This window comes from Pseudoalteromonas sp. MB41 (assembly GCF_020966275.1).
GTDB lineage: Bacteria > Pseudomonadota > Gammaproteobacteria > Enterobacterales > Alteromonadaceae > Pseudoalteromonas > Pseudoalteromonas lipolytica.
Genome location: NZ_JAJJZF010000010.1, coordinates 1 through 11,029 on the forward strand (window position 1 = coordinate 1; position 11,029 = coordinate 11,029).

The window sequence follows — 11,029 nt, forward strand, 5'->3', positions numbered from 1 at the left end:
GTTGTCATGCCAATGGCATTGCCCGGTAGCTACGTTCGGAACTGATAAGCGCTGAAAGCATCTAAGCGCGAAGCAGGCCTCGAGATGAGTTCTCACTAGACTTTTAAAGTCTCTGAAGGGCCGTTGAAGACTACAACGTTGATAGGCAGGATGTGGAAGTGGTGTGAGCCATTAAGCTAACCTGTACTAATTACCCGTGAGGCTTAACCATACAACGCCAAACGCGTTTTATGACAGCGTAACAGACAGAAGTTAGTATACTAAAGTAGATTTTACGATTATCAGATTTCCAGATTTTATGTAGGGTGAACCGCAGCGCTTAATGCGAAATCAGTTCACCTTGCGCAAAGGACTCGTAAGCGCGATGCGCTTTGTCGAGAATCCTTTCCACGCATTTTGCTTGGTGACAATAGCGTTTTGGACCCACCTGACTCCATGCCGAACTCAGTAGTGAAACGAAACAGCGCCGATGATAGTGTGGCATTTGCCATGTGAAAGTAGGACATCGCCAGGCTCCTAATTAGAGAAACCCGTTGCAGCAATGCAGCGGGTTTTTTGTTGCCTGTAGAAAAATAAAACACCCAACAAGACCCCCTACGACCTATATCCTAGTAGGCATAAGCGCAAGATGAAGAGACGTAGGAGGCACTTTAGTGCCGAAGTATCTGATATGCCCTTCATACATAACCACTGACATTCACGGCTAAAGCCGTTCCCACGCTTTATAATCAGATGCTTAATCACGATTCCCATGTTGTTTAATCATGACGACAAGAATGAAAGATTCCCTTAAATTGCTCACTTCGCTTCTGGTTCAAATAACTAGGCGTAGTAGGAGGCACTTGAGTGCCGAAAGGGTCTGATATGGCCTTCATACATAACCCCTGAGATTCACGGCTAAAGCCGTTCCTACGCTTCTTAATCACGATGTTCAATCACGGTTCCCACGCTGCTTAATCATGATGACAAGAATGAAGGGACTCTAAAATGGGCTACTTCACTTTACGCTAACCTAATTAGCGCGTAGGAGGTACTTTAGTGCCGAAAGTGTCTGATATGCCCTTCATACAACACCCCTGACATTCACAGCGCTGTCTCTGGCGAATTACCTGATATATCACACTGTTCTATTTCTTTTACATCTGCGCGGCCATCGCTTAGGTAGCATTGTTCTAGTAAAGAGCAATAGCAGATCTCGGTTTTGATGCTATTACGTTGCTTGTTTACTTTGTCCCATTGAGTTTCATTAAATCCCGTTCGCTTGAAACCAAAAAGTTTAAGTTCGCTGCCAGATGCCAGTAAACGGTTATCACTGGCACTCGTCATAATCCAGCCAAATGCTTCGAAAATATTTATGTTGGGAGAATCATCTTGCAGAGTTTGTAGCTGTGTTTCATATGCTTGTGTATCAAAACAGCATGCAGAAATTACTTTATAGATATCTAAATATGATTGGTCGTTATAGTGATACTTCACATACTTTACTATCGCAGGTCCTGATCCTGAATTAGTGAGTACAAAGGTGATTTCAGGTAGATTTTTTTCTTCATCATAATTCTCCGTCATAACTTCAAGCCAAGGCCATGTGGCGGCTTTTACTTGTCGTTCTGCAGCATTTGCTTGCAGGTATGTGGCATAAAAAGACGCTGCTGAAATAATAATGGCACACAGTGCGAGAAAGAGGTTTAGGCGCTCATTGGTAAACCAGGCTTTAGGCTGTTTAGAGTCGTCGGGTTCAGTGCTTACCGTGGTTGATTTTGGTTGGTGTTCATCGCTTGCCTCTTGCTGATGTGTCTCAAGAGTTGATTCGGTGACGTCCTTTTGTTGATTATCCATGACTTTGTCGTTGTTATTTTTATAGACTACTAAAGATACAACTTTAATTGGATATATAAAAGAGACAGGGAGTAAAACTCCCTGATTTGGTATTAACTATTTGAGATAAATACGGTGAGCTTTTCGCCTACTCTTAGACTATCTCTAGAAAGGTTATTCCATTGCTTTAGTTTGGTTATGCTGACTTTGTATTGCTTTGCTATTTTCCATAAGCTGTCGCCAGATCTTACTTTGTACTCAATTTGTTGATCAGCTAATTGCGGTAATATGAGTTTTTGACCTACGCGAATAGTGTTCGTTTTTAAGCTATTAAAGGTTTTAAGCTGGCTGACAGTCACTTTATAACGTTTTGCTATCACGCTTAAGCTATCGCCGCGTTTTACGGTGTAATGTTGCCACTGGCTGTAATCATTACTTTTCTGATTTGCTAACAGTGTTTTAAAAGTTGACTGTTGATCTTTTGGTACCACAATATGTGGCGCATCTATTACTGCAGGGTAGCGAATTACGCCATGGTTTAACTCTTCGAGTTCTTGCCATTTTGCTTTGTCAGCTAAGATCACAGCCCCTGACACAGGCAAGATGCTAATTGCTTCTTCATTTTTAATCGACGGAAAGACCATTTTTTGATGTTTAAGCAACTGTGCAGCAGCGAGCAGCTTGGGCACATATTGACGAGTTTGTGATGGTAGTTTTAAGCTGAAAAAATCGGTTGGTTTACCTTGCTTTTGATTACGAGCAATGGCTTGTAACACTCGCCCCTCACCGATATTGTAGGCAGCAATAGCATGATACCAATCGCCATCAAAGCGTTTATAAAGATACTCCATAAAATCGAGAGCTGCACGTGTGCTGTCAATCACATCTTGTCGACCATCATACCAAGGAGTAATTTTTACTTTAAAGTATTTGGCGATTGAAGGAGTGAGTTGCCATAAACCCGATGCATGCTTGTGCGAATAGGCACTGGCATCAAAATCGCTCTCTATAAGCGGCATTAGGGCAAGTTCTATGGGTAAGTCACGGTTTTCTACTGCTGTGACGATATGATACAAATACGGCGCTGCACGGCGGCTTATTTCTTCCATATAATTCGGATGAGTAAGGTACCAAGCAATGCGCTTTTGTACATCAGGATGACTTGAATCGCTAAACTGCAGTTGAACGCGAATACGCTGCCACACATCTTCAAGTTCACTTGGTTTTAGCGGTGGCACCGCATCTACTTGTTCTGTTTTAGATTCTGTAACCACAGTATCTGGATTTGCCTTAATTATGGGCTTCTTTTCAGTAAGAGACTCAGGGGCAGTCTGACAGCCTGTTACAATAAGACAAACAACAAGGCCTAAAAATCGATTTAAAAACACGTATTAAAATACTCCGTTAACTTAGGTGCGGGTAAACTAAAGCGCCTAAGCTTAACATAGGGTGAGCTAAAAATGACCATTAGATTAACAACGTGCTAACTCTCTCACCCAATTGAAATTAAAACGAAATACTAACTTGTAACCCAGCATAACCATGGTTTTGTGCCTCCCAATAGCGGCTGTCTATTTCTCGGGCTCTGGCATAGATCTCTATTCTGAATGGCTTAGAGTCCACGCCTATACCAACACCCACATAGCCATCGATACTATTGTTATCGTCATCGAAGCGGTCGTTATAGTCATGGTCTTTTCGGTCGTCGTAGAAAGCGAGCTCAATTAAATCTAAGCCCACTTCGCCATAGACAAAAAAGTCACTGAAATAGCCAAATTTTATGCCAGTGTCGAGGGTTAAAAATGTCTCCCGATCACCTTTTTTAGTAAACACTTCAGCTGACCCAAGCGCTGTTGTCAATGCTGCGCCAAAATTGCTGTTGTTATTTTTAGCCATAAATTCGACACCTGCCGAGGTGATTGAGTCAGTGCTATTACGTTCTGACTTCACAAACAGGTTTATATTAGGGTTGTCATAAATCCCTGCAAAGCTTGTAGAAGGAATTAAGGCAAGTGGTGCAAAAAGTGCTAAGCCGAGATATTTCATATTGAATTTAATCCATTAACTGTAATGGGTACAATAATATCAATCTTGGTGAGTTCTAATTGTAAGAAAATGTTCTAAATTGGCAGGTTAGCCGACAATGTGTGCTCAATTTAATATCGCTATATTGTAATTTTTAAAGGTCTTTAATCTTCACTGCGGGGTTACCTGCTACTAGGGTATTTGCCGCGACATCTTTAGTAACTATTGCCCCTGCGCCAACTACGGCATTATCAGCAACTTTAATACCTGCAAGTATAATCGCGCCAGCACCAATCCATACATTATTACCAATGCTAATCGGCGCTGCAAAATTAGCTTTAGCTAAACGCTCGGAGGGGTTTGCTGCATGCGATACTGCAAGAATTTGCACATTTGGGCCAATTAAGCAGTCATTGCCTATGGTAATTTGTGCATCTGATAGCGGCGCATCAAGTATTGTACAGTTAATATTTATGAAGGTTCGATCACCTATTTTAATACCACTGCCATAATCACAATGAAAACCCGCTTCAATAACGACCTGTTCACCACACTGAGCAAACATGCATTTTAGTCGTTTTAAATTGCCTTTACTGGGACTTTTGGCAAATAAACGGCAAATCTCATGTGCGTTTTTACGCTGTTCAATCAGGGATTTATCTAGGCTATTAAACTCTTTCATGGTGATCAGTCTAAGTAAATTCTAAAGATAGCTTATCGCGTAAAAGTCAGAGATCAAAATAAACTTAGTGGGGTTATAAAACATTCACTTGCCATTTATATTGTTTCGTTTAAAATCCCGTAACTTTCGAAACGAAACTTATGTGATCAGGTTAATGACAAAACGAAACACTCAACAACGTCGTCATACAATATTAAGTCAGGTTAATGAACTTGGCGAAGTAGCCGTTGAAGCGCTGGCTGAGCAGTTTCAAACCTCCGAAGTGACCATTCGTAAAGATTTAACAGCGCTTGAAAAAAGTGGCTTATTACTGCGCCGCTATGGTGGGGCTATTGCATTACCGCAAGAGATTGTGAGTGATGAAGAAGACTCAGTACGTAAAATCGCAATCGCTAAAGCGGCTGCGGGCCTTATTAAAGATCATAACAGAGTGATCATAGACAGTGGTCGCACAACGGCTGCCATGATCCCTGAGCTTGCAAGTAAACGTGGCCTAGTAGTAATGACAAATGCCATTAAAGTCGCTAACCGTTTATTAGCACTGGAAAACGAACCGACATTATTGATGACCGGCGGCACCTGGGATCCGCATTCAGAATCGTTTCAAGGCCAAGTTGCAGAGAACGTTTTGCGCTCTTATGACTTTGACCAACTGTTTATTGGTGCCGATGGCATTGATGTAGATAGAGGCACAACGACCTTTAATGAATTAGTGGGCCTTAGCCAAGTAATGGCTGAATCGGCTCGTGAAGTCGTTGTTCTTGTTGAGTCAGATAAAATAGGCCGAAAAATACCGAATTTAGAACTGCCTTGGCAGCAAATTACCACACTTATCACAGACAACAACCTTAGCGAAGAGAAACGCGAGGCGATAAGAAAATGTGGTGTGCAGCTGATTTGTGCAGACATTGAATAACCCGTAATAAGACCGACAACATCTTATTACATAAATTTTATGACAACACATACTGCCCAAAGTGAGACACTTTGGCATGTGCAAAAGGAGAGATTATGTGTGGAATCGTTGGGGCTGTTGCAGAACGCCCAGTAAATAAAATTCTTGTTGAAGGCTTAAAGCGCCTTGAATACCGTGGCTATGACTCAGCAGGTGTGGCTTTACTTAAAGGTAATGAACTAAACACAGTTAAAGCAGTGGGTAAGGTTGCAAACTTAGAAGCTGCACTTAATGATGCCGCTGTTAATGGCACTACCGGTATTGCACATACGCGTTGGGCAACGCATGGTGGTGTAACAGAGGCCAATGCGCACCCGCATATTTCAAAAAGCGAAATTGCCCTTGTTCATAATGGTATTATTGAAAACCATGCCAGCCTGCGTGAAGCGTTAAAAGGCGATGGGTATGAGTTTTTATCAGAAACTGATACCGAAGTAATGGTGCACCTTATTCACCAGTTACGTCAGCAACATGACACGCTATTAGCAGCAGTACAAGCTGCAGTTAAGCAGTTTGAAGGTGCATTTGGTACTGTTGTTTTCGATAAAGCGAACGACAACGAAATCATTGTAGCGCGCTCAGGTAGCCCACTGGTGATTGGTTTAGGTCTTGGTGAGAACTTTATTGCATCTGACCAACTTGCCTTACTACCTGTTACACGCAGCTTTATTTACCTTGAAGAAGGTGATGTAGCGCGTATTACCCGTGATAGCGTGGAAATTTTTGATGCGAATGGCGAAGCTGTAGAGCGTGAAGTGATTGAATCAAACATCACCCAAGATGCATCAGGTAAAGGCGAATATCGTCATTACATGCTGAAAGAAATTTACGAACAGCCACTTGCAGTTCGTAATACACTTGAAGGCCGCCTTGTTAATGACACTGTAGCGATTGATGCCTTTGGCGACAGTGCCCAGCAAATCTTTAAAGATGTAAAACACGTACAAATTATTGCCTGTGGTACGTCTTATCACTCAGGAATGGTGGCTCGTTACTGGCTTGAACAGTTTGCGGGTGTGAGTTGTAACGTTGAGATTGCGTCTGAGTTCCGTTACCGCGAATCATTTGTGCATGAAAACAGCCTATTAGTCACTATTTCTCAGTCAGGTGAAACAGCCGATACCCTAGCTGCATTGCGATTAGCTAAACAGCAAGGTTACATGGCATCGATGACCATTTGTAACGTACCGGGTTCATCTTTAGTACGTGAATCTGATTTAGCCTTTATGACGAAAGCGGGTGCCGAAATTGGCGTTGCATCAACGAAAGCCTTCACAACACAACTTGTTGGCTTATTAATGCTAACAGCGTCTATTGCGCAAGAAAAAGGCCTCGACCAACGTGTAATTGTCAATGCAATTAAAACACTCCCTAACAAGCTTGAAGAAGCATTGTTATTAGCGGATGGCATTGAAGAGTTAGCTGAAGAATTTGCCGACAAGCATCACTCACTATTCTTAGGTCGTGGCTCACAATACCCAATCGCGATGGAAGGTGCGCTTAAGCTGAAAGAAATTTCATACATTCACGCGGAAGCATACGCAGCAGGTGAGCTTAAACATGGCCCGCTAGCTTTAATTGATGCCGACATGCCAATCATTGTTGTAGCACCCAACAACGAGCTACTTGAAAAGCTTAAATCAAACGTAGAAGAAGTGCGTGCCCGTGGCGGTATTATTTATGTATTCGCAGATAAAGATTCACACTTCGAATCTGACGAAACAATGCGTGTGATCAACGTAAACCATGTTGATGACGTGATTGCACCAGTTGTATATACAATTCCACTACAGTTACTTTCATACTACGTAGCGGTGATTAAAGGCACCGACGTAGACCAACCACGTAACCTAGCGAAATCGGTGACAGTTGAGTAAAATCAATTAGTTGAATTTTTAAAAAAGGCGTTCTAGGCGCCTTTTTTTATACCTGTAATTCTGTTAGCTTAAAAAATTACCAATATTTCTTAAGGATAAGTCGTGCGATTATTTAAGTTACTCTGTATTAGCGGTTTTTTACTCTGTACTAACCATGTAATGGCTCAACCAGCGGCAGATGAGCCGGTTATAAATTACAGCCAACAAACGCATACTTTTGAATCAAGTATGCTTAATGAGCAGCGCACTGTCGTTGTGCAATTACCGAAAAGCTATCAAACTCATCCAAATAAGAAATATCCCGTTATATATCGTTTAGATGGGGCTGGTAATGTGCCATTAATTAATGCAGTGCTTGAGCGCTTACAACAAGATGACCAAGCGCCAGAGGTGATTGTAGTCGCGATTGAAAGCACCAATCGACTTAGAGATTTTTATCCCACCGTGAACAAAGAACCGCAAGGACCCGTTGGCGAGGGCGGTGGTGCAGCAAAGTTTTTAGCTTTCGTAGAGCAAGAACTGATGCCTCTGGTTAATAAACAGTATCGCACTCATGATTATAGCGTTATTGCGGGAGCCTCAGCTGCTGGTGTATTTGCTCTTTACGCTATGCAGGCTAAGCCAGAGCTATTTCAAGCGCATATTGCTTATAGCCCCGCGGTATGGTGGAACTATGGCGCTCCGGCTAAGAGCTTGAAAACCTTTGTTACTAAAGCCAACAGTATCAACAGCTATGTATATATAAATATCGGTGAAGAAGCCGGCATTATGCGCGAAAGATACGATGATATGCAGCAAACTATGCAAAATAGTAAGGTGCAAAATCTGCGTTTTAAGAGCGACGCCTTTGCTGGCGTTTCGCATAACTTAACCTCAGCTGCCGGAGCATTTAATGCTTACCATGGCTTATTTTTATCTAAACAGATGCCTTTGAGTGCATTGAGCGATGATGTTTCATCAATTGATGCTTATTATCAACGCTTATCTCAGCAATGGGGCGAGCAAATAGCGCCACCAGACCGTGCTGTTAGGCTACTAGGTTACAGCTTAACGGATAACCAGCAATTTGAGCGGGCTATTGAGGTGTTTAAGTACAATATCAAAAACTATCCTAAATCAGCGTATGCACTGTCAGCTTTGTCATATGGCTATGAAATGCAAGGTAATACTCGACAAGCTCTGGTTCAAATCGAAGCTGCAATAGCGGTCGCAGATGACACTTACCCCTATCTAGATTACTTAAAAGAGACAAAAACGAGGTTAGAAGCACAGTTGAGTAAGAGTTAATAATATGGCCAACTTAGTTGTTGGCTTTTTAAGTGCCTCTTTTAATATTGAGCAATTATCATAAACCAGTGGCTATCATCTAAAAGGTATTTAAATCACTAATCCCTACTTACCGGGCAATAAATGCGTTAAAATTGCAGGCTATTTTAGTAATGAGCCCACACCTTTATGACCTCAGCCTCAAACCCTAGTAATTTCAATGCACTTGGCCTTATTCCAGAGCTAGTTGCTCGATTGTCTGATCTTGAATATACCCAGCCTACACCTATTCAGGCAAAAGCAATTCCAAGTATCTTGGCGGGACATGACTTAATTGCAGGAGCGAATACGGGCTCAGGTAAAACAGCGGCGTTTGCACTACCTATATTGCAAAAAATATCACAGGGTGCATTAAAGCGAGATGCTAAAGGTAACTATGTATCGGCGCTTATTTTGGTGCCGACGCGTGAGCTTGCAACGCAAGTGGCTGATAATGTTAAATCGTATTCTGCTTATTTTAATGGCGCGATTAAAACGATGGCTGTATTTGGTGGGGTGTCGGTTAATACACAAATGCAGGCACTACGCGGCGGTGCCGATATTATTGTGGCAACTCCTGGGCGTTTGCTCGACTTAATTTCAAGCAATGCCATTAAGCTAGATAAAGTAAACACCTTAGTGCTTGATGAAGCTGACCGACTATTGAGCCTTGGTTTTACAGAAGAGCTTGCTGAGTTGTTGGCGTTAATGCCTGCTAAAAAGCAAACGATGTTGTTTTCAGCTACGTTCCCTGAGCAAGTAATGCTATTAACGCAAGAGCTGTTAAAAAATCCGCTAGAGATTCAGTTACAAAACAAAGATGAAAGCACCTTGGTGCAGCGTGTATTCACGGTAAATAAAGGCGAGAAAACCACCGTTTTAGCGCATTTAATTAAACAGCAGCAATGGCGCCAAGCACTTATTTTTGTGAACGCCAAAAAAGACTGTGAGCACTTAGCCAATAAACTAGAAAAACGCGGTATTAGCGCACAAGTATTCCATGGCGATAAAGGCCAAAGCGAGCGTACACGTGTAATCGAGAAATTCAAAGCGGGTGAAATTGACGTACTAATTGCCACTGATATTGCTGCCCGTGGTTTAGATATTGAAAAACTGCCAGTGGTGATTAACTTTAATTTACCGCGCAGCCCCGCTGATTACATGCATCGCATTGGTCGAAGTGGCCGTGCTGGTGAAGTGGGTTTAGCGTTATCACTGATTGATTATGAAGACTTTCATCACTTTAGAATCATCGAAAAGAAAAATAAGTTACGCTTGGAGCGAGAGCAAGTGGGAGGTTTTGAAGTGAATAAAGCAAACCTTGATGCTGCACAGGCGCTTAAAAGCGATAAGCCAATGGCAAAACCGGAAGGCACGGGTAAGAAAAAGAAGAAAAATAAAGTGAACAAAGAAGACGATGTTTGGAGTAGCTGGCGTCGTAAGTAACAAAAATGAACAAGCCGACGAAAGTCGGCTTGTTCATTTACAGTAAGACAGAGTTTACTTATAAAAAACCTCAACAGTGCCTTTTACTTTCATAAGTAATGGCTGGCCGCGACGGTCTAGTGCTTTAGGTGCTGCAATTTTGATCCAGCCTTCGCTGATGCAGTATTCTTCTACGTCAAAACGCTCTTTACCGTTTAGTTTTACACCAATTTCATGTTCGAATACTTCTTCTACATAAAATTTGCTACGTGGGTTGATAGAAAGTTGATCGGGTAGTGCTGGTTTTGTTGTATCGGTCATAGTTGCGATCTGCATTGAATAAATTGTGCGCCATTGTAGGCAATACCGCGCATTCGCTCAAGTATCAGTGGTGCAAATTTGTTGTTTACTCACACGCTTGCGCTGAATGATCTATACACTGTGCAATGGCATCACTCTTTTTATCGAAATCATGGGTTAGGCAGTAGTCAAAACGCATGGTTAAATCAACCACCTGCTCATCGGTGCGCTCTGGCCAGCGCCAGTCTCTGACGATTTCCCTTGCGGCTTTTCTGACTTCTTTGCTGTATCGCTTAGGTGCAGATTTTTCAATATTTATCGCTTTTACTTGGCCTTGTGGTGTGACTTTAAAATTAACAATCGCGCAACCACTGCCTTGCTTATTTAAAAGCTCACGAGGGTATTGAACATTTGGAATTTGCTGCAGTCGCTGCCATGTTAGCTCACCGGCTGAGGTATCAAGTACCTGTGCTTGAATATCCACAAACGGTACTTTACGTGATAAGTCTGGGTTGGCGTATGCGCTTACAGATGTGCAAGCCAGTGATAGTGCGAATAGCGATTTGTACATAGTCATCCGTAACATGTTTGTTTTTTGTTCAGCGATAAATACTAAAGATAAGAAAGCCGGATGTAAATAAGTGG

10 protein-coding genes and 2 rRNA genes are annotated in these 11,029 nt (G+C 42.2%); 6 read left to right on the forward strand and 6 right to left on the reverse strand.

The genetic code is table 11. The features are described 5' to 3' along the window. Window positions 1-211, forward strand: a 23S ribosomal RNA gene (locus tag LPA49_RS11360); the annotation flags it as partial. A gap of 188 nt (window positions 212-399) precedes the next feature. Then, window positions 400-514, forward strand: a 5S ribosomal RNA gene (gene rrf / locus LPA49_RS11365). Window positions 515-1,083: 569 nt separating this feature from the next. Here the strand turns inward: rrf and LPA49_RS11370 are convergent. The 4 genes from LPA49_RS11370 to LPA49_RS11385 all read right to left on the reverse strand — a co-directional run bounded on the left by LPA49_RS11370 (window position 1,084) and on the right by LPA49_RS11385 (window position 4,522). Next, window positions 1,084-1,836: a hypothetical protein gene (locus tag LPA49_RS11370; protein WP_230236559.1), complete on the reverse strand. Its 753-nt coding sequence runs from the start codon at window positions 1,834-1,836 to the stop codon at window positions 1,084-1,086. Between the two features lie 92 nt (window positions 1,837-1,928). Next, complete coding sequence (locus LPA49_RS11375) at window positions 1,929-3,203, reverse strand: LysM peptidoglycan-binding domain-containing protein (protein WP_230236561.1); 1,275 nt, start codon at window positions 3,201-3,203, stop codon at window positions 1,929-1,931. Window positions 3,204-3,321: 118 nt separating this feature from the next. Then, the gene (locus LPA49_RS11380; RefSeq protein ID WP_083202792.1) at window positions 3,322-3,861 is read right to left on the reverse strand and encodes a hypothetical protein; all 540 of its coding nucleotides are present in this window, start codon (window positions 3,859-3,861) and stop codon (window positions 3,322-3,324) included. A 133-nt stretch (window positions 3,862-3,994) separates the two neighbouring features. Next, window positions 3,995-4,522: a sugar O-acetyltransferase gene (locus LPA49_RS11385; protein ID WP_074989535.1), complete on the reverse strand. Its 528-nt coding sequence runs from the start codon at window positions 4,520-4,522 to the stop codon at window positions 3,995-3,997. Between the two features lie 154 nt (window positions 4,523-4,676). Here LPA49_RS11385 and LPA49_RS11390 point away from each other — a divergent pair, with 154 nt between their 5' ends. The 4 genes from LPA49_RS11390 (at window position 4,677) to LPA49_RS11405 (ending at window position 10,105) form a co-directional block, all read left to right on the forward strand. Continuing rightward, window positions 4,677-5,438 (forward strand): DeoR/GlpR family DNA-binding transcription regulator, encoded by a 762-nt coding sequence (locus LPA49_RS11390; RefSeq protein ID WP_036973640.1) that lies wholly within the window; start codon window positions 4,677-4,679, stop codon window positions 5,436-5,438. 95 nt (window positions 5,439-5,533) lie between these two features. Next, the gene (gene glmS, locus LPA49_RS11395) at window positions 5,534-7,354 is read left to right on the forward strand and encodes a glutamine--fructose-6-phosphate transaminase (isomerizing) (RefSeq protein ID WP_065979511.1); all 1,821 of its coding nucleotides are present in this window, start codon (window positions 5,534-5,536) and stop codon (window positions 7,352-7,354) included. 159 nt (window positions 7,355-7,513) lie between these two features. Then, a complete protein-coding gene (locus LPA49_RS11400) occupies window positions 7,514-8,641 on the forward strand; it encodes an alpha/beta hydrolase (protein ID WP_230236578.1) in 1,128 nt (375 codons plus the stop codon). Between the two features lie 168 nt (window positions 8,642-8,809). Beyond that, entirely contained in the window at window positions 8,810-10,105 is a 1,296-nt protein-coding gene (locus LPA49_RS11405; protein ID WP_180311253.1) for a DEAD/DEAH box helicase, read from the forward strand. A 54-nt stretch (window positions 10,106-10,159) separates the two neighbouring features. Here LPA49_RS11405 and LPA49_RS11410 read toward each other — a convergent pair whose 3' ends face one another. Next, on the reverse strand, window positions 10,160-10,405 hold the full coding sequence (locus tag LPA49_RS11410) for a DUF3297 family protein (RefSeq protein WP_174403901.1): 246 nt from the start codon (window positions 10,403-10,405) through the stop codon (window positions 10,160-10,162). A gap of 85 nt (window positions 10,406-10,490) precedes the next feature. Then, window positions 10,491-10,955, reverse strand: a complete 465-nt coding sequence (locus LPA49_RS11415) for an energy transducer TonB (RefSeq protein ID WP_180311252.1) — start codon at window positions 10,953-10,955, stop codon at window positions 10,491-10,493. Window positions 10,956-11,029: the final 74 nt, after the last annotated feature.